Here is a 21598-nt window from a genome sequence, read left to right as displayed (position 1 = left end):
GTGTGGTTGACAGGCGGGCAAGGGAGGTGCGGCCCTCCGGCCTCAGGTGGACGCCGGACGTGTCCGGGACCTACACACGACCGTCGGCGAGCTTCCACTCCCGGTGCAACACGCCCAGGGGAATGGCACGCTGGAACACGGGAGTACCGAAGACGGACAACTGCATCCGCAGGGTGCCGGTCAGGTCGACACCGCCGTAGAGGGCCCAGTCACCCGTCGCGGTGACGTCCGTCTTCACCGTGGACCCGGTCGTGGTCGCGGCCTCGGCCGAGCCCGCGGCCTCGCCCCGCAGGTACGGGGCCAGGTCGGCGGTGACACCGACGGCACCGTAGAGGCCGACGGTGGCCTCGGCGCCGAGGGCCGCCTTCACCCGTCCCGCCGCGGTGACGGAGGTACGCACCGGACTGCTCGTCATGTGCGACTCGTCGACCGGCGTCCACCCCTGGGCAGGACCGAAGGTGCCGCCGGCCTTGAAGTCACCCTTGAGATGCTCCTCGACGTCGACCGTGACGGTTCCGTCGGCGCCGATCTGGAAGTAGCAGGTCAGATCGAGGTTCACCACGACGGGAATCGGTCCGACCTGGAGAACGGGGTCGGCGTGCAGCTTGGCGAACGGCACCCGCCGGGGCTGCGCGGAGGCGGCCGCACGCCCCTTCACCGCCCACTGCGCGTCCCAGTCGCCGGAGACACCGAGGTAGGCGGCCCCGGGCCCGGAGCGGGCCGCGTCACCGCCGTAGGAGAAGTCGACATCGGGTGCGACCTGCACGAAGCCGGACACGGATGCCGCCGCCGACGCCGGTGCCCCCGGTGCGGTCGCCACCTTCGCGTCGACATCGATCCGCAGGCTGCCGAGCGGAACCTTCGCTCCCTCGGGGCCGACACGGACGCCTCCGTCCCCGGCCCAGGACACCTGCACGTCCGGCAGCAGTTTCTCGACGTCGAAGGACGCCGGGCCGACGGGGACGGAGCCCTTGGCGTCGCCGGCACCGAGCAGCGCGTCCAGGGTCGTCGGGGCGGTCTGCACCTCGGTGCCGTCACCGCGCTCGCCGATCACCTCGGTCACCTTCGCCAGAAGGCCGTCGGGGGCACCGGGTGCGGGAGCGCTGGCGATGACATCACCCACGGTGGTGCCGTGCGGCTTCGCCGTGCTCCCGGCGGACAGGGACGGGGACGGGGATTCCGTCACCCCGCCACCCGAACCACCCTTCCCCACAGGCGCTATGACGGCCCGTCGGGTCTTGCTGTCGTACGACGCCACCTTGAGGGCGGCACGGTGCGCCCGGCCGCCCGGACGGGCCACGGCGGTCGAGGTGGCCGCCGCCTCGGGGGCCGCGGCGACGGCGAGCGGCTGCCCGGCGTCCGCGGAAGAGGAGGCGGAGGCCGCGGCCGGCCGGGCGCGGTCGGCCCGGGAGGACGGTTCCGCGGAGCTCGCGGAGCAGCCGGCGGCGAGAAAGAGGGCGGATGCGGCGAGCGCGGGCACGACGGCCCGCGAGGGCCGCTTGCGGATACGCAAGGTCAGTCCTTGAGGAGGGTGGGGGGTGGCTGAGGATTACCGACGGGTAACCAGAGGTGAGAGTGTCATGAACCCGCGAAGCCCCGCCGCACGTTTCGGCGCCCGTCAGGGTGATGTGCGCCACCCCTGCCCGGAACGACCCGAAGAGTCGTCGACCGCTCAACCAACCTGTGCCACAACGTATATGACGTGCCGTCAGCAGACACGGAGACGAGACGGATCGACGGACCCGGCCCGGCCCCCGCGCGCGGCGAACCAGCCCGCCGGCTCCCGGAGCGGCGCAAGCGCCCCCGCCGCCCCTAGGGAGTCTCGCTCCGCGGCTCCCAGCCCTCGTAGGCGGCCGTCAGCAGCCCGAGTACGCCGTTCGCCGTGACCTCACGGGGGTTGGGGTAGGACTCGGCGGCGACCATCGTCGCCGCGCGCGCCAAGTCGGCCTCCCTCAAGCCGAGTTCGGCCAGAGTACGGGGAGCGCCAAGGCCTCCCGCGAGGTCCCGGAGGGCACGGGGGACGTCGTCGGCGCCCAGGGCCCGCGCCAGGACGGCGAGCGCCCGCGGCGCGGCGGACGCGTTGTACGCAAGGGCGTACGGGAGGACCACGGTGTGGGTCTCGGCGTGCGGCAGACCGAAGGTGCCGCCGAGGACATGGCACAGCTTGTGGTGCAGGCCCATGGTCGTCGCGCCGAGGCAGGAACCGCAGAGCCAGGCGCCGTACAGGGCCCGGGCGCGGGCCTGTGGATCGGCGGGGTCCGCGGCCACGCCGGGAAGGGCGCCGGCCATCGCCCGTACGCCCTCCTCCGCCATCAGGGAGACGAGCGGGGAGGCGTCGGGGGCGTACAGCGCCTCGGCCGCGTGCGCGAGGGCGTTGACACCGCTGGTCACCGAGAGCGGGACCGGGAGGCCGAGGGTGAGGTCGGGGTCGTAGACGACGCAGCGCGGCTGTACGGAGGAGTCGCGTCCGGTGCGTTTGACACCCTGTTGGGTCAGGCCCCACACGGACGTCATCTCGGAGCCCGAGTAGGTGGAGGGCACGGCGATCAGCGGCAGGCCGGTGCGCAGCGCGATCGCCTTGCCGAGGCCGATCGCGGATCCGCCGCCGACGGCGACACACCCGTCGGCGGCCATGTCCCGTGCCACCTCGACTGCCCGGTCGGCGACCTCCGCGGGGACGTGCATCCGGGCACCGGTGTGGACTCCCGCGCAACTGTCGCCGAGCGCGTCCGCCACCGCGCGCGCGGCGTCCACACCCCGGCCGCCGCACACCACGAGGACCCGGTGCAGCCCGAGCCGCGCGGCCTCCCCCGGTGTCGCGGTGACCGAGGCGCCGGGCCGGAAGACGACCCGGGCGGGCCGGGTCTCGTAGGTGAAGTCGAGCGGGGCGCTCGGCGGGGTGGTCATTCATGCTCCAGGACGAGGTCGAAGCGGGCGTGCCGGAAGGGGTTCGCGACACCGAACGCCCGTGCCAGCGAAGGATCGTCGGTCTCGGCGAAGTCCTGTACGAGACTCCGCTTCACGGCGAAGACGGCGTCGGAGTCCAGATAGGGGCTGTCCGCCACGAAGATGTGCGTGGTGACGGGGGCGTGGCCCTCGGCCGAGGCGATGAAGTGGATGTGGGCGGGGCGCCAAGGGTGGCGGCCGGTGGCCCCGAGCAGGGCGCCGACCGGACCGTCGGTGGGGATCGGGTAGGGGCTCGGTACACAGGTGCGGAACCAGAAGCGGCCCTCGGCGTCGGCGGTGAAGAGCCCGCGGCCGTTGCCGGGCGGCTGGACGTCCGGCTGCTGGACGTCGTAGAAGCCCCGTTCGTCCGCCTGCCACACGTCGAGGACGGCACCCGGCAGCGGACCGCCGTCGCGGGAGAGCACCCGGCCGCTGACGACGCACGGCTCGCCGGCGCCCACCTGGTCGATGGTCGCGCCGAGTTCCCGTACGGGCGACCGCGTCAGGTGGAACGGTCCGAGGACGGTCGACTCCGTCGCGCCCGGGTCGTCGTGGCCGTTCAGGGAGTCCACCAGCATGGACACGCCGAGGACGTCCGACAGGAGGATGAACTCCTGCCGGGTGTCCGTGCACATCCGCCCGGTCGCCGTGAGGAAGGCGATGGCGCGCTCCCACTCCGCGGTCGTCGGCCGGGTCTCACGGACGAAGGCGTGCAGATGGCGGGCGAGTGCGCCGAGCAGGTCACGCAGCCTCGGATCGGCCGTGCCCGCGAAGCTGTCGACGACAGCGTCGGTGATCTCCGTGGTGAATTCTCTGGCCATGCCGCTCCCGAGGTCCAGCCGGTCGTCCTGCCGAGCGTGCCCAGGCTACGAGACCGGCCGGTGGCCCGAAACATCGTCACCGACGCCGAAGAACACACAATGACCCTTTCCGTGAGGCATCGTTGACCTGGAACATCACGCCCGCACCGGACGCACGGAAAGTATGATCAAGCAATGTCTGACTTGACCGAAACCACGCCCGGCTGGCTGTCCCGTGACGAACTGGAATCGGCCCGCGCCCGCATGCCGATCCTGTACGTCGAAGCCGTACCGGTGCGCGTCGACGACAACGGCGAAGTCACCCACATCGGGCTCCTGCTCGGCATCGGTCCGGACGGAACGGTCACCCGCTCCCTCGTCTCCGGCCGTGTGCTGCACCACGAGCGGGTCCGGGACGCCCTGCTGCGCCACCTGGAGAAGGACCTCGGTCCGGTGGCCCTCCCCCGGATCCCGGCCTCCCTGCAGCCCTTCACCGTCGCGGAGTACTTCCCGACGCTGGGGGTCACGCCGTTCCACGACCCGCGCCAGCACGCCGTGTCCCTGGCGTACATCGTCCCGGTCACCGGCGACTGCCGCCCGCGGCAGGACGCCCTGGACCTGGTCTGGTTCAGCCCGGAGGAGGCCGCGTCCCCCGTGGTCACGGACGACATGCCGGGCGGTCACGGCGTTCTGCTGCGGCAGGCGCTGGCCTACGTCGGACGTATCGCCTGACGCGGGGGGCCGGCGGTCTCGAAGCGGCCCGCAGCGGTGGCGCGCGGGCGCAGGACCATGAGCGGGCCCTCCGGGGCCGCCACCATGGCGAAGGGGAAGCGGTCGAGCTCGAGGCAGAGTGCGACGTCGTCGGGATGGACGCCCTGCCGCACCCCGGTCGCCAGCTCGGTGGCGGCACGGGACGCGCCGGCCCGGCGGAGGAACCCGGCCGCGTCCGTCCCGGCCCCGGCGGCCCGCCCGGCGATGTACTGGGCGCACGCCAGATCCTCCTCGGCGCGGCCGTCCTCACCGGTGACCACGAAGGTGACGCCGGCGCACCGGCGGTCCCGCAGGAGCCGGGCCGTCGCCTCGGCCACCACGAAGCCGGCGCACAGGACGAGCGAGGCGTGCTCGACCGCGAGGGCGCCGACCGTCCCCGCCGTGGTCTTCTGCACGACGGTCCGTCCGCCGAGGTCGACGGACCGCAGCAGGCCCGGCGAATTGACGAGGTCGAACCCCGGGGCGGGCGGACCGTCCTTGAGCGCCACCCAGTCCGGGTGGCGGGCCTTGAGCGCCAGAGCCTCGTCCAGGGACTCCGCGAGAACGATCTTTTCCGCGCCCCGGCCGAAGGCCCAGGCGGCCACCGTGAAGGCACGCATGACGTCGACCACGACCGCGACGGACGGCGTTTCGGTGAGCTCGGCGATACCGAGGAATCGGGCGTCCATCGCGTCATCATGGCGCACGCCCGGCCCCGGACAACGGAAAAGGCCGCTCCCGCCTCGGCGGAAACGGCCTGCGACCTGCGTTCAAGCAAGTCGGGACGACAGGATTTGAACCTGCGACCCCTTGACCCCCAGTCAAGTGCGCTACCAAGCTGCGCCACGTCCCGGTGCCTTCACCCGCGGTGACCCGCGTGATCGTGCGAACAGAACTTTACCCCACGCCGGGGGCTGCTCCGCAGGGGGCCGGGGGCGCGCGACAATCGGCGTATGACCGGGACATCTGAGACGCGGCGGGCCGGCGGACGCGATCGGGACGCCGAGGGGCGGGCCCGCAACGCCCGGCCCCGGGACGGACTGGGGCGCCCGCTGCCGTACGGCGCGGCCGGGGTGGAGCGGGCGCCGGAGGGCGTCGTGCGCCGTCCCGAGGAGACGGTCGCCGAGGCGCAGGCACTGCTGGACGCGGGCCGGCCGTTCCACGCGCACGAGGTCTTCGAGGACGCCTGGAAGTCCGGTCCCGAGGAGGAGCGCGGGCTCTGGCGGGGGCTGGCCCAGCTCGCCGTGGGGCTCACCCACGCGGCCCGGGGGAACGTGACGGGCGGCGCGCGGCTGCTGCGGCGCGGGGCCGGAGCGGTCGAGGAGTGGACGGCGGCGACCGGACGGCCGCGGCCCTACGACCTGGACCTCGCGGAGATCGCCCGCTGGGCACGGGAGTTGGCGGCCGTCGTGGAGCGCGACGGCGGACAGACCGACGCGGCGAAGGCGTCGCCGCGGCTGCGGGGCCCGGCCGCCTGACGGGAGCGCGGGCATCGCCGGGGCCACGTCACCGGAGCGCGGGGATCGGCGGGGCCGCGCGAGCGGGCCACCGCACGAGCGGGCCACCGCACGAGCGGGCCACCGCACGAGCGGGCCACCGCACGAGAGCACGGGCATCGACGGGGCCGCCCTGACCGGGCCACCTGGCCAAGGCGCGGGCCTCTACGTGGCTGCGCCTCCGGGCCACCTGACCAGGGCACGGGCCTGGCGCACGCGCTCGGGTCCCGGCCGGTGCGTCCACTGTCAGTGGCGTGGGGCAGACTCTCGGTGTGCGAAAGATTCATGTCATCGGCATCGGAGCGGGCGACCCCGATCAGCTCACGCTGCAGGCGGTCAAGGCGCTGAGGAACACCGACGTGTTCTTCATCCTGGACAAGGGCGAGGTGAAGTCGGACCTCGTCCAACTGCGCCGCGACATCCTGGACGCGCACATACCCGAGGGGGCGTACCGCCTGGTCGAGGCCCGCGACCCGGACCGGGACCGGACCGCGGGCGGCTCCGCGTACTCACCGGCCGTCGGGGACTGGCGCAGCGCCCGCGCCGCCATCTACGAACGGCTGATCGCCGAGGAGCTGGGCGAGGACGAGACCGGCGCGTTCCTGGTGTGGGGCGATCCCGCTCTGTACGACAGCACGCTCGGCATCCTGGAGGAGATCCTGGACCGGGGCGCGGTGGCGTTCTCGTACGACGTGGTGCCCGGGATCAGCAGCGTCTCGGCGCTCGTCGCCCGGCACCGCACGGGGCTGAACCGGGTGGCCCGGCCCGTGCAGATCACCACCGGGCGGCGCCTCGCGGAGGGCTTCCCCGAGGGGGTGGACGACGTGGTCGTGATGCTCGACGCCCATCAGGCGTTCGGGCAGTACGCGGACCAGGACATCGACATCTACTGGGGCGCCTACATCGGCACGCCGGACGAGATCCTCGCCTCGGGTCCGATCGCCGAGGCGGCCCCCCGTATCGAGCGCCTGCGCGCCGAGGCCCGGGAACGCAAGGGATGGATCATGGACACCTATCTGCTGCGCAGGAATCCGCGGGAGTAGAGCGTCCGGCCGGCCCGTACGCCGGGCGGGTCGCCCCGCATGCACGGAGAGCCCACCGGTGTGAGGGTGGCGATTGTGACGATCACGGAGGACACCGCGCCGGCCCCGGCGGGGGTGCCCGGGCCACCGGTGCTGGACAACCGCCGCCGCAACATCGTCTTCGCGACGATCGTGCTGGGCATGCTGCTCGCCGCGCTCGACCAGACGATCGTGGGCACCGCGCTGCCGACGATCGTGTCGGACCTCGGCGGGGCCGCGCACATGTCGTGGGTGGTGACCGCCTATCTGCTGGCCGAGACCGTGGCGACCGTGCTCGTCGGCAAGTTCGGCGACCTGTTCGGCCGCAAGCTGGTCTTCCAGGCGTCGGCGGTCATCTTCATCACGGGTTCCTTCCTGTGCGGGCTCGCCACCAACATGACGCTGCTGATCGCCTGGCGTGCGGTGCAGGGGGTCGGCGCGGGCGGTCTGATGGTGACCTCCATGGCCCTGATCGCGGACGTCATCCCACTGCGCGAACGGGGCAAGTACCAGGGCGCCATCGGTGCCGTCTTCGGTGTGGCCACGGTCATCGGACCGCTGCTCGGCGGCCTGTTCACGGACCATCTGTCGTGGCGGTGGGCGTTCTACATCAACGTGCCCCTCGCGATCGTCGTCGTGATCGCGGCGGCCCGCACCATCCCCGTGGTCAAGTCGGTGACCCGGCCGGTCATCGACTACCTGGGTATCGCGCTGGTCGCGGTCGGGGCCAGCGCGCTGATCCTGGGGACGAGTTGGGGCGGCAACGAGTACGCCTGGGGCTCGCCCACGATCATCGGCCTGTTCGTCGGCGGTCTGATCGCGCTCGCGCTGTTCTGCCTGGTGGAGACCCGCGCGGCCGAACCGATGCTGCCGATGCGGCTGTTCGGCAATCCGGTCTTCACGGTCTGCTCGATCCTCAGCTTCATCGTGGGTTTCGCGATGCTCGGCGCGCTGACCTATCTCCCGACGTATCTGCAGTACGTCGACGGGGAGTCGGCCACGGTCTCGGGTGTGCGCACGCTGCCGTTGGTCCTCGGGCTGCTCATCGCGTCCGTCTTCAGCGGCAACGTGGTGAGCAAGACCGGGCAGTACCGCCTCTTCCCCATCGTCGGCTCCCTCGTGATGGCGGTCGGGCTCTACCTGATGTCGCGCATGGGCCCGGGTACCGGGGCGTGGCTGGAGTCCCTGTACATGTTCGTGCTCGGCACCGGGATCGGGCTGTGCATGCAGGTGCTGACGATCGCCGTGCAGAACACCGTCGAGTACACCGATCTGGGCACCGCGACGTCCGGGGTCACCTTCTTCCGTACGCTGGGCAGTTCGTTCGGCACGGCCGTCTTCGGCACGATCTACACCAACGCGCTCGGGCCCAACCTGGCCGACGGGGTCAGGGCGGCCGCCGAGACGGGCGCCGCCGGGCCGGCCGTCATCGCCAAAGCGGCGCAGAGCCCTGACGGCCTGCACGATCTGCCGCCGCGCGCGGCCGCGCCCATCATCGACGCCTACGCCGACACCATCCACACGGTGTTCCTGTGGACGGTCCCGGTCGCGCTCCTCGGTTTCGTCGTGGCGCTGTTCCTCAAGCAGGTGGAGCTGCGCGACAGCGCGCGCCTGGGCTCGACGGACATGGGCGAGGGATTCGCGTCCCCGTCCACCGCGGACTCCCAGCGGCTGCTGGAGGCCTCGGTCGGGAAGATCATCGGCACCACGGAGATGGAGACCGCGCGCCGGATCGTCTTCGAGTCCGACACCCGGCTGGACGTGGCGGGCGCCTGGGCCGTGATGCAGGTGGAGCTGTTCACCCGCATGGTCGGGCACGCCAACCTCTCGCTGATCGCGGCCCGGCGCCATCTGCCTCCCGAGGTGCTCGTCCCGGTCTTCGACCGCATGGTCGAGGAGGGGTATCTGACCCGGCACGGCTTGCTGTTCTCGCACACCGCGGCGGGCGAGCGCGAGGCGCGGGTGATCAGCGAGGCCTGGGGCCGTTGGCTCGCCGGACGGGTGGAGCAGGACATCGGCCGCCCGTCCGGCGCGGAACTGCGCGCCGCCGTCGACACCATCGCCAAGCGTCTGCTGGTCGAGGACCTGACGCAGGGCCTGCCGGGCCGGACCCCGGAACTGTCCGGGACCGCACCGGGCTGACCGCACCGGGTCAGGGGAGCAGGAGCTGCACTCCGCCCACCACCGTCGCCACGATCACCAGACGTTCGAACAGAAGCTGGTTGATGCGCTTCACCGCCCACTTCCCGAGGAACGCCCCCGGCACGACGAACACGGCCAGGGCCGCGTCCAGCAGCAGCGAGCGGCCGTTGATCAGCCCGAGGCCCGCGCTGAAGGGCAGCTTGGAGACGTTGACGATCAGGAAGAAGAAGGCGGAGGTGCCGAGGAAGCCGAGCTTGCGGAAGCCCGCCGAGAGGAGATACATCGACATGACCGGGCCGCCCGCGTTCGCGACCATGGTGGTGAAGCCGCCGAGGACACCGTAGGACCGCGCCTTGGCCCGGCCCGCGCGGGTCACGACCGCGTCGGGTTCCTCGTCCTGGGCGGCGGCCCGGCGGCGCCACAGCGTGATCCCGGTCATCAGCAGCAGGGTCGCGCCGATCGAGGCCCGTACGACCCCGTCGTCGGCCCACACCAGGAAGAGCGTGCCGAGGACGACGCCGGCGGCGACCGCCGGGAACAGCCGCCACAGCGTGGGCCAGTGGGCATGGCGCCGGTAGGTCGCGACGGCGAGTACGTCGCCGACGATCAGGAGGGGCAGCAGGACCCCGGTCGAGGCGCGAGCCGGCAGTACGGCGGCGAAGACCGCCAGACTGACCGTGTTGGCGCCGCTGACGGCGGTTTTGGAGAAGCCGACGAGCAGAGCCGCGGCGGCGAGGGCGGCGAACTCCCCCGGGGATATGTGCCAGAGCGTCATCGTGTTCATGCGGGGGTCGATGCTATGCCCACGCTTCCCGCCCGGGCGACGAGGGTCCCTCCGGGGGCGTTCCAGGTCAACGGCGCACCGGGGTGGGCCGGTACACCGCGGTCAACGGGCGCGCCAGAACCTCCCGCCCGGCACACCCGGGTCGCCCGGTACGCCGGGGTCAACCGGTACGCCGGGGTGAACCGGCGCGCCAGGGTCAACCGGTGCGCCGGGTGCTGCTCGAACGCCGGAAGGGCTGCTTCGCCGGGCCTCGGTGTCCGTCAGTGGCGCTCCACCAGGACCGCGCTGCCCTGGCCCACGCCGACGCACATCGTGGCCAGGCCGCGCTCGGCGCCGGTGCGACGCATGCGGTGCAGCAGGGTGGTGAGGATGCGGGCGCCCGACGCGCCGAGCGGGTGGCCGAGCGCGATGGCGCCGCCGGTCGGGTTGACGAGGTCGGGGTCGATGCCGAGGCGGTCCACGCAGGCGAGGGCCTGGGCGGCGAACGCCTCGTTGAACTCGGCCTCCTGGATGTCGGCGACGGTCCAGCCGACGCGTCCGAGCGCCTTCCGGGTCGCGGGCACCGGACCGATGCCCATGACGTCGGGATCGACGCCGGCCGAGGCGCCGGCGACATAGCGTCCGAGCGACTCCAGCCCCAGATCGTTCAGGGCCTCCTCGCTGACGAGCAGCACCCCGGCGGCGCCGTCGTTCATCGGCGAGGCGTTGCCCGCGGTGACCGTGCCGCCGGCGCGGAACACCGGCTTGAGGCGGGCCAGTTTGTCGAGCGAGGTGTCCTCACGCATGCACTCGTCGCTGTCGACGATCACCCCGTCGGGACGCTCCACAGGAAGCACCTCGGCGTCGAAGTACCCATTCTTGCGGGCGTCCGCAGCACGCTGGTGGCTGCGCAGCGCGAAAGCGTCCTGCCGCTCGCGCGAGACGCCGTACCGCTCGGCGACCTCCTCCGCGGTCTCCCCCATCGACAGCACGCCGTGCAGGTCCTTCATCGCCGGGTTGACCAGCCGCCAGCCGAGCCGGGTGTCGACGGTCTCGATGCGGTGCGGCAGCGCCTCGTCCGGGCGGGGCAGCACGAAGGGGGCCCGGCTCATCGACTCGGAGCCTCCGGCGAGCACGATGTCGGCCTCGCCCGAGGCGATGGCGCGGGCGGCCGTCGTGATGGCTTCGAGCCCGGAGGCGCAGAGCCGGTTGACGGTGGCGCCGGGCACGCTGTCCGGCAGTCCGGCGAGCAGCGCGGCCATGCGGGCGACATTGCGGTTGTCCTCGCCGGCCTGGTTGGCGGCGCCCCAGTAGACGTCGTCGACCCGGGCCGGATCCAGGGTGGGCACCTCGGCGACGAGAGCGCGAATGACGCCCGCGGCGAGATCGTCGGGCCGCACGGAGGACAGGGCACCGCGCAGCTTGCCGATGGGCGTGCGGCGGGCGGCCGCGAAGTGGACGGGACGCACGACAGGACTCCTGGGGGACACCGGCGAACGGGCACCGGACATGGACGAACACACCTTAATTAGCACTGCTAGTTTCGGACTATAGCCCCGCGCCGGACCCTTGGGAAGATCCCTCCCTTGGCCGGTATGCGCCCCTCCGCCCCGAACATCCGGCCCCGTGCGGGATCGTCCCGCGGTCGGGGCGGCCGGGCGGTGGCCGAGGATCGACGGCCGCCCGCTCCGGCCCCCGCGCGAATGGCAGACTGCTCGCGCGCCCCCGCCGAACCCAGGCCGCCGGGGCAACAGGGCCGATGGAACGGGGAGTTGTCGTATGACGGGGGCGGAGTCCGGCGCGGTCGGGATCGACACCACCAGGCCGCATCCGGCACGGGTGTACGACTGGTATCTGGGCGGCAAGGACAACTACCCGGTCGACGAACGGCTCGGGCAGCAGATCACGGCGCGTGATCCCGGAGCCAAACGGGCCGCGCGCAGCAACCGCTGGTTCATGCAGCGGGCCACCCGGCACCTCGTCCGTACGGCGGGAATCCGCCAGTTCCTGGACATCGGCACCGGCATCCCCACCGAGCCCAACCTCCACCAGATCGCGCAGAGCACCGCTCCGGACGCACGGGTTGTCTACGTGGACAACGACCCCATCGTCCTCGCCCACGCCGAGGCACTGCTGCGCGGCACCGACGAGGGCATCACGGAGTACCTCCACGCGGACGTGCGCGAGCCGCGGAAGATCCTCGACAAGGCCGCGCGCGTGCTCGACCTCGACCGTCCCGTGGCCCTGTCGCTGATCGCCCTGATGCACTTCATCGCCGACGACAGCGGCGCGTACGAACTGGTCGGGACCCTGGTCGACGCGCTGGCGCCGGGCAGCTTCCTGGCGCTGTCCGCGATGACCGCCGACTTCGAGCCCGAGGAGGTCCGCAGGGGCGTCGAGGCGTACGCGCGCGGCGGTGTCACCCTGGTGGGCCGCTCGCACGCCGAGGTGAGCCGCTTCTTCGAGGGGCTGGACCTGGTCGAGCCCGGTGTCGTCTCGGTGAAGGACTGGCGTCCCGAGCTCGCGGAGGGCGAGACCTCGATCGGCGACGAACCGGTGTCCTTGTACGGCGGGGTCGGTCTGAAGCGCTAGGACTCGAAACGCCGGGACGCGAAGCGGCAGGGCTCGAAGCGCCGGCGATCGAAGCGCCGGGAGTGCCGGGCCCGGGTCCTTGGACCTGTCGGCGGGGGCGGTCCGGCCCCCGGCCGAGGACCGTGCCCCCGTGCCCCCGTGGACGCCCGGACGGCACGATGGGAAGCCGTCCGAGCAGGAAGCGAGGTGCCGAGATGACCCTCATCGTCGGGCAGGTGATGACCAACGAGGTCGTCGAGGCGCATCGGCGGATGTCGTTCAAAGACGTGGCCCGGCTGCTGGACCGGTACGGGATCAGCGGGCTGCCGGTCGTGGACGACGACGACAAGGTCGTGGGCGTGATCTCGGAGACCGATCTGCTGCGTTTGCAGGCGGTACGGTCCGGCAACGGACGGGTCCGGCGCCGGCTTCCGTCGCCGCTGCGCCGCGCGCTGCCGTGGCCGCACCGAGCCGAGCGGGCCGCGCGCCGCGCGACCGCCGCGGGGGTCGGGGGTGTCCGCGGCACGACCGTGGAGCAGCTCATGTCGACGCCCGCGATCACCGTGCATCCGGAGCAGCGCGTGGCCGATGCCGCCCGGGTCATGGAGCGCCATCGTGTCGAGCGGCTTCCGGTGGTGGACGAGGAGGACCGGCTGATCGGGATCGCCACCCGCCGCGACCTGCTGCGGGTCTTCCTGCGGACGGACGAGGAGATCCACCGGGAGGTCGCCGACGACGTGCTGGGGCACGCGCTGTCACTGCCGCTGACCGCCGTGAGCGTCTCGGTGGGCGACGGCGTGGTGACGCTGGAGGGGCGGCTCGAACACCGCAGCGAGATCCCGGAGGCCATCCGGCTGACGTGGCGGGTCGACGGTGTCGTCGGCGTCATGAACAGCCTGGCCTTCCGTGTCGACGACACCCGCCCCGCCGAGCCGGTGCCGAGACCCTGACGTCAGGCACCGCGACGATGTCGAGACTCTGCCGTCAGGCGCCGCGAAGTACCCGCGTCCCCCCGTCCGGCCTTGTCCTTCCTTACCCCTCCCGCCCCCCTCCTGACCTCTCCTGCCCCCTTCCGGGCCCTGGCGATCCGGTCTCCTCCGCACCGCGGCGGGCCTCCCCGCCCCCTCCTGAACCATTCGCGTGCGTTCCTCCCTTCCGCCCCTGAAACCGTCGCCGCGATCCGGACAGGTGCCCGACCACGGGCACGGACGGTCGGGCATCATGGCTTCGACGGGTGGTAACTGAGGGGATCTCGAATGGACCAGAGCGCACACCGTCCGGAGGAGCCATCGGCCCCGCAGTTCCGGCTGGACGCCCTGCTAGAGGACCTCCAGGAGCAGGTGGAGCGTGTGCGCGGCACCCAGAACCGGGTGCACACCCTTCTCGAGGCGGTCCTCGCGATCGGCAGCGATCTGGACCTCGACGTGGTCCTGCGCCAGATCGTGGAATCCGCGGTGCAGCTCGTCGACTGCCGCTACGGCGCGCTCGGCGTCCTCGGCGACGAGGGCGGCATCAAGCAGTTCATCACCGTGGGCATCGACGAGGAGACCATCGCCCGCATCGGTCACTACCCCCGCGGAGAGGGCATCCTCGGCCTGCTCATCCGCGAGCCGCACGCACTGCGGCTCCCCGTGCTGAGCGACCACCCGGACTCCGTCGGCTTCCCGCCCGGCCACCCTCCGATGACCACGTTCCTCGGCACCCCCGTGCAGGTCCGCGACAAGATCTTCGGCAACCTGTACCTCACGGAGAAGCACGGCGGGGCCGCGTTCGACGCCGAGGACGAGGCCGTCCTGCGCACGCTCGGCGCGGCGGCCGGTGTGGCCATCGACAACGCCAGGCTGTACGACGACGCCCGGCGCCGCGAGCGCTGGCTGGCCGCGAGCAGCGAGCTGACCCGCACCCTGCTGTCCGGCGCCGATCCGGTCGACGTCCTGCACGCGTTCACGGCGACCGTCCGGGAGCTGTCCGACGCGGATCTGGTCACGCTGGCGCTGCCGCTGACCGGGACCACGGACCTCGTGATCGAGTCCGCCGAGGGATGCGACGCCGACCAGGTGCGGGGGCTGACCCTGCCCGACGGGACGAGCCTCGCGGCCAAGGTGTACGCCTCCGGCGAGCGCATCGTCAGCACCTCGCTCAGCCAGGACCCGCGCACCGGTACGGGCAGCGCGTCGGTTCTCGACCTCGGCCCGGCGTTCGTGATCCCGCTCGGCACCCAGGAGCGGGTGCGGGGCGTTCTCCAGGTCGCGAACCGTCAGGGCGGCACCGCGTTCCCCGACGCCACGATCGACATGATCGAGGGGTTCGCCGGCCACGCCGCGCTGGCCCTGGAGATCGCCGAGCACCGCCGTGACGCGGAACAGCTCCTCGTCCTCAACGACCGTGACCGCATCGCGCGCGATCTGCACGACCTGGCCATCCAGCGGCTCTTCGCCGGCGGGCTCAGCCTGCAGTCGGTGCTCAACCGCCTCGCCGACCGGCCCGACGTGGCCGAACGCGTCCAGCGGGTGGTGGACGATCTCGACGACACGATCAAGGTCGTACGCTCCACGATCTACGCCCTGCGGGAGAGCGACCGGTCCGACGCCACCGCCGGTCTGCGTACCCGGCTCGTCACCGAGGTCGGCCGCGCGGCCGAGACGCTGGGCTTCGCCCCCTCCCTGCGCATGAGCGGCCTGCTGGACACCGACGTGTCCGACGAGCAGCGGGAACACGTGGTCGCGGTCCTGCGCGAGGCCCTGTCCAACACCGCCCGGCACGCCGACGCCACCGCCGTGGAGGTCACCGCCGAGGCCGCCTCCACCGCGCTGCGGCTGCGCGTGGCGGACAACGGCCGCGGCATCGGCCCCGACGTCACCCGCCGCAGCGGCCTCGGCAACATCGGCACCCGCGCCGAACACCTCGGCGGCACCTGCACCCTGACGGCCAACGAGCCGAGCGGCACCGTCCTGGAGTGGACGGTGCCGCTGCACCGGGACGACGAACCCGGCTGATCTCCGACGTCCTCGGGCCGCTCCGCTTCAGCACCGGTCGGCCGTGTCGGGACCGTCGTCGATGAAGCCGCCCGACTGGTGGCGCCACAGCTTCGCGTAGGCGCCCTCCGAGGCCAGCAGTTCCTGATGCGTGCCCTGTTCGACGATCTTTCCGCGGTCGAGGACGACGAGCCGGTCCATGGTGGCCACGGTGCTCAGCCGGTGGGCCACCACGAGCGCCGTACGCGTCTCCATGAGCCGCCAGAGAGCCGACTGGACGAGGATCTCGCTCTCGGAGTCCAGGGCGCTGGTCGCCTCGTCGAGCAGCAGGATCGGCGCGTCGCGCAGGATCGCGCGGGCGAGGGCGACCCGCTGGCGCTGGCCGCCGGAGAGCTTGATGCCACGCTCTCCGACCATGGTCGCGAAGCCGTCGGGCAGCGCGTCGGCGAACTCCGTGACGTGTGCCGCCTCGGCCGCGCGGCGGATCTCCTCCTCGGTGGCGTCCGGACGGGCGAACGCGATGTTGTCCCGCAGCGAGCGGTGGAACATCGCCGGGTCCTGCGGTACGTACGCGATCAGGCCGCGCAGATCGGCCTGCCGCAGCTTGCTGATGTCCTGGCCTCCGATCAGGATGCGGCCGCCCTCGATGTCGGTCATCCGCAGCAGCAGCCGGGTGAGCGTGGTCTTGCCGCCGCCCGACCGGCCGACCAGTCCGACCTTCGCTCCGCTCGGCACGGCCAGTTCGAGCCCGGTGAAGAGCGGCTCGGCCCCGCCGTGGGTGAAGGTCACCTGTTCGAAGCGGACATCGGCGCCACCCGCCCGCAGCGGCTCGGGAGCGGCCGGGTCGAGCACGGTCGGCGGCGACAGCAGCAGCTCGGTGAACTGCGCGGCCTCCGTCATCGAGCTTTCCAGACGCCGGTAGATCTGGTTGAACTCGAACATGATCCGGGTCGCGTTGGCGTAGTACGTGAAGGCGACCACCACCGCCTCCACGCCGTGCCCGCCCCCGCCGAGCGTGATCGCGAGCAGCAGGCCGAGCGCGTTGGTCAGGACGGACATCGGCGCGACGAACGTGTCGATGCGCAGATTGCCGTAGTCCCACGACTGGAGGGTGAGCCGCCGCGACACCGCCACCCGGGAGCGGTGCTCCGCCGCCTCGCGCTCCTCGGCGGCGAAGGCCCGTACGGTGTCCATGTTCATCAGGCTGTCGGCGACATGGCCCGAGACCCGGGCGATCGCCTCCTCGCGCTCGTCGACGATGGCCTGACGGCGGCGGATGAGCGGCACCACGCACACCGCGGTCACGGCGATCATCGCCAGGAGTCCCAGGACCAGCAGCGGTTCGTAGCGCCACAGCACCACCGACCCGAAGACCAGCGGCACGAGGCTGCCCACGACCTGGAACGTCATCGTGTCGACGAACTCCTCGTAACGGGAGGCGAAGCTCAGCACCCGTTTGGTCAGCGAGCCGGCGAAGTTGTCGTGGAAGAACGCGGCGTCCTTGGCGAACAGCTCGTCCATGCCGATCACGTACAGCCGCTCGATGCCGAGGGCGTCCAGGCGGTTGAGGCAGTGCAGGCCGAGGCGCCAGCACGCCTCCGCGAGGAGCAGAACACCGCCGAAGGCGAGGACGTACGGCAGGGCGTCACCGGCGGAGACACCACTGCCGTCGGCCGCGATACGGCCGACGAGCTTCGCGACGACGAGCGGCGCGACGTAGCTGATCCCGATGTTGCCCAGCGCGGGCAGCAGCATGCCCGGCACGGTCAGCCGGCGGAGCCTGCGCAGCTCCCTTCCGTAGTAGCGAAGTGCGAGGAGGACCGAGCCCTTGCCCGGTAAGGCCTTGCGCGCTTCAGGAGATGCCATCACAACCCTGTGTCGTCGTACGGCTGCCCGCCGCGTCGTCCGGGGGTCACCTCGCCTCGGCTCCCCAAGGCGTCGATGTCCGGACATAGGAAGGCAAGAAGTTACATGGTCCCGTGACGGCGGCCACACGGTCCAAGCGTTTTTCTCGGCCATCGGCGGCCTTGCTCCGGCGGAGGCGGCCTTGCTCCGGTGGCAGGAGCCCGTCGGCGGGGGTTGGATCGGTCCGACGGATCGTTGCCGACTCATCGAGGTGTTCCGTCGTGGCAGATGGATACGGTTCGACAGCCGACTCGGCAGGCGAGGAGCTGGGTGACGCGCTCCTGGACGCGCTGTTCTCCCGCTCTCCGGCCGGCCTGCACATCTACGACCGGAACCTGCGACTCGTACGGGTGAACACCGCCGCGCGCATGATGCGCGAGTTCCCGATCGACCGCATGGTCGGGTGCTCCCTGTCCGAGATACTCCAGGCCTTCGACATCCCCGACCGCGACGTCATCGAGCGGACCGCCCGGCAGGTGCTGGAGTCCGGCAGCCCCGTGTTCGACCTGCCCGTCCGGCTCCGCAGCCGGCGCGGGCCCACCGTCGAGGCGGTCGCCTCGGTCAACGTTCTCCGGCTCCAGCACGCCGACGGAACCGTGCTCGGCGTCGCCGCCACGCTGACCGACGTCACCGCCCGCGTACGGGCCGAGGCGGGTCTGCGTCTGCTGAACGAAGCCGCCACCCGGGTCGGTACCACTCTGGACGTGTTCCGCACCGCGGCGGAGTTCGGCGACCTCGCCGTCCCCAGGCTGGCCGACACCGTGACCATCGACGTCTACGACACCGTCGTACGCGGCCACGCGCCCACGCCGGAGTCCCGCGACCAGGGGGCAGCCCTGCGGCGTGCGGGCTTCCGCTCAGCGGCCGGTCCCGAATTCCAGGGCGTGCCCAAGATGGGCGAGCTCACCACCTATCCGCCCGCCACGCCCTACCGAGCCGCCCTGGACACCCTGGCGCCCAGGCTGATCAGCCGGCTGAACCCGGATGCCTCCTGGCTCGACCCCGACCGGCGGCGCGACGCCCGGATCCTGACCGCCGGAGTGCACTCGATGCTGCTCGTCCCCATCCGGGCCCGGGGCCTCGTGCTCGGACTCGCCTGTTTCTACCGGTGGCGCAATCCGACCCCGTTCGACGACAAGGACCTGGCCCTGGCGGAGCAGCTCACCACCCACGCCGCCCTCTGCCTGGACAACGCCCGCCAGTACGGACGCGAACGCTCCACGGCCCGCATCCTCACCGGACGGCTGGCCCAGCCCGAAACGCCCAGAGCCGCCGCGGTCGACCTCGCCCACACCTACCTGCCCGCGGGGACGGGCGGCGCCTGGTTCGACGTCATCCCCCTGTCCGGCGCCAGGATCGCGCTCGTCGCCGGGGACACCACCGCGGAGGCGGACGCCGCCGACCCCGCGGCCATGGGCGAACTGCGGGCCGCGATCGAGGCGCTGTCCGACCTCGACCTGCCGCCCGACGAGATCCTGGAACGCCTGCACGACCTCGCCAGCCGCCCCCAGCCGGTTCCGGTCGGCACGCCCGGCCTCCCCGCGCCCGACACCGCCCCGGCGAGCTGCCTCTACGTCGTCTACGACCCGGTCACCCGTCTCTGCACGGCGGCGAGCGCGGGACACCCCGCACCCGTCCTGATACACCCGGGCGGAGAGGTCGAAGCCCTCGACGTCGACCCCGGCCCCCCGCTGGGCCAGGGCATCGCCCAGTACCGGTCGACCGAACGCGCCCTGCCCACGGGCAGCACCCTGCTGCTCTACAACCACGCCCTCCTGGCCGATCCCCCGATGATGGAGCGGTCGCTGCCGAGCCGGATCGGCGAGGCCGCACCCGGCCCCTCCCTTCAGGCGCTGTGCGACTCCCTCGCCCTGGATCTGGTTCCCGACCGGCTCGACCACGACGCCTTCCTGCTCCTGGCCCGCACCCGCACACTCGGCCCCGACCGGACCAACACCTGGACCTTCCCCAACAACCCCGCGATCGTCTCCCTGGCGCGCAAGGCCGCCACCACCCAACTGGCCCACTGGGACGTGGACACCGACCTCGTCGACAACACCGCGCTCATCGTCAGCGAGCTGGTGACCAACGCCGTCCGGTACGCCAAGGGTCCGATCCGGCTGCGGCTGATCCTCGGCGACACCCTCACCTGTGAAGTCGCCGACGACAGCAGCACCGCCCCGCACCTGCGCCGGGCCCTGGACACGGACGAGCACGGGCGCGGGCTCTTCATCACCGCACAGCTCACCCGCCGCTGGGGCGTCCGGGGCGTCAGCCGGGGCAAGTCGATCTGGGCCGAACAGGACCTCGTCCCGTCGTCTCCGCCGTCGATGCCGGCGAGACCCGCACCGGTCGGAGCGGGGACACCGTGAGACACGCGGGTGCGAGGCAGGCCCGAAAGACGTCGAAGGCCGCCCTCTCGTCTAGCGGTGGTTTGTTGACGGCGGGTCATAGCTGCAGTAGGCCGGTAGCAGAGGAACGTCGCTTCGCCGCCAGGGGGCTCGTGATGACCCGTCGTGTGCCGTGTCCGCCTGCACCTGGCCCGTTGGAGGCCTACGCCGCACGCTTTGATGACCTGTTCTCCACGTTGGCACAACGGCGCGGGTTCCGTGAGTACTTGACCGGTCTGCTCCTGCCGCGAGACCGGAACAAGACGCTGACCTGCCTGGCCGGCACGGAGCCGGTGGCCGGCGCCCAGCACCGGTCGGTGCAGCGCCTGCAGTTCTTCTTGTCCGAGTCGACGTGGGACCACGAGAAGGTCAACACCCGGCGGGTCGAGATGCTGCTGGCCGATCCGGCGACCGCCCCGCACCCGGGCGGCGTGCTGGTGATCGACGACTCCGGCGACCGCAAGGACGGGAGTGCGACCGCGCACGTGGGCAAGCAGTACCTGGGCTCCGTCGGGAAGATCGACCGTGGCGTGGTCACCGTGACCACGTGTTGGGCGGACGAGCGCGTCTACTACCCGCTGCACGCCGTGCCCTATACCCCCGCCCACCACTTCCCGAACGGGAGGAACGACCCGGCCTTCCGTACGAAGCTGCAGATCGGAGCCGCTCTGGTCCGGCAGGCGAAGGAAGCGGGAGTGGTTTTGCGGGCGGTGGCCGCCGACTGCGCCTACGGCGACCAAGACGGCTTCCGCCGTGAACTGGCCGATGCCGGACTGCCGTTCGTCATGGCGATCAAGCCCCGCCACGGCGCCTGGGCCTACGGCGACCAGGCATACACCCCCGTCGATGCCGCCCGCGCCCTGGCCTGGCGCGACCCGGACGAGCCGGGCGACTGGAGCGCAGTCACCCGCACCTTCCGCGACGGGCACACCACCACCTGGTGGGCCGCCGACGCACACCTGGGCTGGTGGGGCCCCGACGGAAACGTCCGCCTGGTTGTGGCCACCACCGACCCGGCCGCCCTGCCCGCACAGTCCACCTGGTACCTGGCCACCGACCTGCCCAGGCCCGGCGGACCACGTGCGGCCGAGAACCCGATCCAGCCGGCCGACCTGACCGAGATCGTGCGGATCTACGGCCTCCGGCACTGGATCGAGCAGAGCTACAAACAGGTCAAGGACGAACTCGGATGGGCCGACTTCCAGGTCCGCTCCGACAACGCCATCCGCCGTCACCAGACCCTCGTCACCTGCGCGTTCTCCTTCTGCTGGGACACCTGGTTCGCCCCACCTCCACCCGCCGACGACCAGAAACCGGCCGCCGGCTGGGCAGAGAGGGGGCCGTCCACCGTCCCAACAGCCCCACCCGGCCAGCTGGCCCAAGGCAATCCGAGCCGTCCGTGGCTGGCTGACGCCCTGGGCCACGCTGCAACGCTACTGGCGAGCCTGGACAGCCAAGCCCCCGCCCACCGAACTCCAGAACCTGATCAACGCCGTCGTCGCCGGAAGACCCATCGACCTCTACACCCCGCTCTAACAAACCACCGCTAGGCATCCCCGCCGGGTTGGGGAGACGGGCGGTTCGGCCTCTGCGGAGGCCGGATCGCCCGTATCGCCCGTACCCTTTGTGGTGTCTACGGCGTCACATAGCGGGCGCCAAGCCACTGGAGGCAACACCCCGTGCTGATTGCTCAGCGTCCGTCCCTGACCGAAGAGGTCGTCGACGAGTTCCGCTCCCGGTTCGTGATCGAGCCGCTGGAGCCGGGCTTCGGCTACACCCTCGGCAACTCCCTGCGCCGC

At 72.0% G+C, this 21598-nt stretch carries 16 protein-coding genes, 1 tRNA gene and 1 pseudogene; 10 read left to right on the top strand and 8 right to left on the bottom strand.

Annotated elements, in window-relative coordinates; translation table 11 throughout:
- Positions 1 to 70 precede the first annotated feature (70 nt).
- The 3 genes from ACWEBX_RS27045 to ACWEBX_RS27035 form a co-directional block, all read right to left on the bottom strand.
- Positions 71 to 1507 carry a hypothetical protein gene (locus tag ACWEBX_RS27045; protein ID WP_451887418.1) on the bottom strand — a complete coding sequence of 479 codons (1437 nt, stop codon included), beginning with the start codon at positions 1505 to 1507 and terminating at the stop codon, positions 71 to 73.
- Between the two features lie 305 nt (positions 1508 to 1812).
- Positions 1813 to 2907 (bottom strand): maleylacetate reductase, encoded by a 1095-nt coding sequence (locus ACWEBX_RS27040; RefSeq protein ID WP_451887407.1) that lies wholly within the window; start codon positions 2905 to 2907, stop codon positions 1813 to 1815.
- Positions 2904 to 3767: an intradiol ring-cleavage dioxygenase gene (locus ACWEBX_RS27035; RefSeq protein ID WP_451887406.1), complete on the bottom strand. Its 864-nt coding sequence runs from the start codon at positions 3765 to 3767 to the stop codon at positions 2904 to 2906. Before ACWEBX_RS27035 ends, ACWEBX_RS27040 begins: the two co-directional genes overlap by 4 nt.
- Before the next feature lie 174 nt (positions 3768 to 3941).
- Here ACWEBX_RS27035 and ACWEBX_RS27030 point away from each other — a divergent pair, with 174 nt between their 5' ends.
- Positions 3942 to 4478 carry an NUDIX hydrolase family protein gene (locus ACWEBX_RS27030; RefSeq protein ID WP_326784256.1) on the top strand — a complete coding sequence of 179 codons (537 nt, stop codon included), beginning with the start codon at positions 3942 to 3944 and terminating at the stop codon, positions 4476 to 4478.
- Here ACWEBX_RS27030 and ACWEBX_RS27025 read toward each other — a convergent pair.
- Together ACWEBX_RS27025 and ACWEBX_RS27020 are read right to left on the bottom strand one after the other, a co-directional pair.
- Entirely contained in the window at positions 4457 to 5185 is a 729-nt protein-coding gene (locus ACWEBX_RS27025; protein WP_451887405.1) for a 2-phosphosulfolactate phosphatase, read from the bottom strand. The genes ACWEBX_RS27030 and ACWEBX_RS27025 overlap by 22 nt on opposite strands.
- 90 nt (positions 5186 to 5275) lie before the next feature.
- A tRNA-Pro gene (locus tag ACWEBX_RS27020) sits at positions 5276 to 5349 on the bottom strand.
- A 100-nt stretch (positions 5350 to 5449) separates the two neighbouring features.
- Here ACWEBX_RS27020 and ACWEBX_RS27015 point away from each other — a divergent pair.
- From ACWEBX_RS27015 to ACWEBX_RS27005, 3 genes are all read left to right on the top strand, one after another.
- On the top strand, positions 5450 to 5974 hold the full coding sequence (locus tag ACWEBX_RS27015; protein WP_451887404.1) for a DUF309 domain-containing protein: 525 nt from the start codon (positions 5450 to 5452) through the stop codon (positions 5972 to 5974).
- A 290-nt stretch (positions 5975 to 6264) separates the two neighbouring features.
- Positions 6265 to 7035, top strand: a complete 771-nt coding sequence (cobF, locus tag ACWEBX_RS27010; protein ID WP_451887403.1) for a precorrin-6A synthase (deacetylating) — start codon at positions 6265 to 6267, stop codon at positions 7033 to 7035.
- Positions 7036 to 7110: 75 nt separating this feature from the next.
- Positions 7111 to 9195, top strand: a complete 2085-nt coding sequence (locus ACWEBX_RS27005) for an MDR family MFS transporter (protein WP_451887402.1) — start codon at positions 7111 to 7113, stop codon at positions 9193 to 9195.
- Between the two features lie 10 nt (positions 9196 to 9205).
- On the opposite strand, the gene ACWEBX_RS27000 is transcribed toward ACWEBX_RS27005, so the two are convergent.
- Both ACWEBX_RS27000 and ACWEBX_RS26995 read right to left on the bottom strand, forming a co-directional pair.
- A complete protein-coding gene (locus ACWEBX_RS27000; protein ID WP_451887401.1) occupies positions 9206 to 9979 on the bottom strand; it encodes a sulfite exporter TauE/SafE family protein in 774 nt (257 codons plus the stop codon).
- Between the two features lie 260 nt (positions 9980 to 10239).
- Complete coding sequence (locus ACWEBX_RS26995; RefSeq protein ID WP_451887400.1) at positions 10240 to 11427, bottom strand: thiolase family protein; 1188 nt, start codon at positions 11425 to 11427, stop codon at positions 10240 to 10242.
- A gap of 310 nt (positions 11428 to 11737) precedes the next feature.
- Between ACWEBX_RS26995 and ACWEBX_RS26990 the strand changes: the two genes are divergently transcribed.
- From ACWEBX_RS26990 to ACWEBX_RS26980, 3 genes are all read left to right on the top strand, one after another.
- Entirely contained in the window at positions 11738 to 12550 is an 813-nt protein-coding gene (locus ACWEBX_RS26990; RefSeq protein WP_451887399.1) for an SAM-dependent methyltransferase, read from the top strand.
- A gap of 194 nt (positions 12551 to 12744) precedes the next feature.
- Positions 12745 to 13479: a CBS domain-containing protein gene (locus tag ACWEBX_RS26985; protein ID WP_451887398.1), complete on the top strand. Its 735-nt coding sequence runs from the start codon at positions 12745 to 12747 to the stop codon at positions 13477 to 13479.
- Between the two features lie 306 nt (positions 13480 to 13785).
- Positions 13786 to 15525, top strand: coding sequence for a GAF domain-containing protein (locus tag ACWEBX_RS26980; protein WP_451887397.1), 1740 nt, complete (start codon positions 13786 to 13788; stop codon positions 15523 to 15525).
- 27 nt (positions 15526 to 15552) lie between these two features.
- Here ACWEBX_RS26980 and ACWEBX_RS26975 read toward each other — a convergent pair whose 3' ends face one another.
- Positions 15553 to 17370: an ABC transporter ATP-binding protein gene (locus tag ACWEBX_RS26975; RefSeq protein ID WP_451887396.1), complete on the bottom strand. Its 1818-nt coding sequence runs from the start codon at positions 17368 to 17370 to the stop codon at positions 15553 to 15555.
- A 260-nt stretch (positions 17371 to 17630) separates the two neighbouring features.
- Between ACWEBX_RS26975 and ACWEBX_RS26970 the strand changes: the two genes are divergently transcribed.
- From ACWEBX_RS26970 to ACWEBX_RS26960, 3 genes and pseudogenes are all read left to right on the top strand, one after another.
- Complete coding sequence (locus tag ACWEBX_RS26970; RefSeq protein ID WP_451887395.1) at positions 17631 to 19781, top strand: SpoIIE family protein phosphatase; 2151 nt, start codon at positions 17631 to 17633, stop codon at positions 19779 to 19781.
- 134 nt (positions 19782 to 19915) lie between these two features.
- Positions 19916 to 21349, top strand: coding sequence for an IS701 family transposase (locus ACWEBX_RS26965; RefSeq protein ID WP_451887394.1), 1434 nt, complete (start codon positions 19916 to 19918; stop codon positions 21347 to 21349).
- Between the two features lie 129 nt (positions 21350 to 21478).
- A pseudogene (locus ACWEBX_RS26960) lies at positions 21479 to 21598 on the top strand (DNA-directed RNA polymerase subunit alpha); the annotation flags it as partial.

The organism is Streptomyces sp. NPDC005070, from assembly GCF_053600395.1.
This window is presented reverse-complemented; position numbering and strand designations above follow the sequence as displayed.

Bases quoted from the DNA above. Each gene is read 5' to 3' on its own strand.
- ACWEBX_RS27030 (WP_326784256.1), top strand. From the start codon at position 3,942: ATGTCTGACTTGACCGAAACCACGCCCGGCTGGCTGTCCCGTGACGAA.
- ACWEBX_RS26975 (WP_451887396.1), bottom strand. From the start codon at position 17,370: ATGGCATCTCCTGAAGCGCGCAAGGCCTTACCGGGCAAGGGCTCGGTC.
- ACWEBX_RS27025 (WP_451887405.1), bottom strand. From the start codon at position 5,185: ATGGACGCCCGATTCCTCGGTATCGCCGAGCTCACCGAAACGCCGTCC.
- ACWEBX_RS27035 (WP_451887406.1), bottom strand. From the start codon at position 3,767: ATGGCCAGAGAATTCACCACGGAGATCACCGACGCTGTCGTCGACAGC.
- ACWEBX_RS26990 (WP_451887399.1), top strand. From the start codon at position 11,738: ATGACGGGGGCGGAGTCCGGCGCGGTCGGGATCGACACCACCAGGCCG.
- ACWEBX_RS27015 (WP_451887404.1), top strand. From the start codon at position 5,450: ATGACCGGGACATCTGAGACGCGGCGGGCCGGCGGACGCGATCGGGAC.
- ACWEBX_RS27040 (WP_451887407.1), bottom strand. From the start codon at position 2,907: ATGACCACCCCGCCGAGCGCCCCGCTCGACTTCACCTACGAGACCCGG.
- ACWEBX_RS27000 (WP_451887401.1), bottom strand. From the start codon at position 9,979: ATGAACACGATGACGCTCTGGCACATATCCCCGGGGGAGTTCGCCGCC.
- ACWEBX_RS26965 (WP_451887394.1), top strand. From the start codon at position 19,916: ATGACCCGTCGTGTGCCGTGTCCGCCTGCACCTGGCCCGTTGGAGGCC.
- ACWEBX_RS26985 (WP_451887398.1), top strand. From the start codon at position 12,745: ATGACCCTCATCGTCGGGCAGGTGATGACCAACGAGGTCGTCGAGGCG.
- ACWEBX_RS26980 (WP_451887397.1), top strand. From the start codon at position 13,786: ATGGACCAGAGCGCACACCGTCCGGAGGAGCCATCGGCCCCGCAGTTC.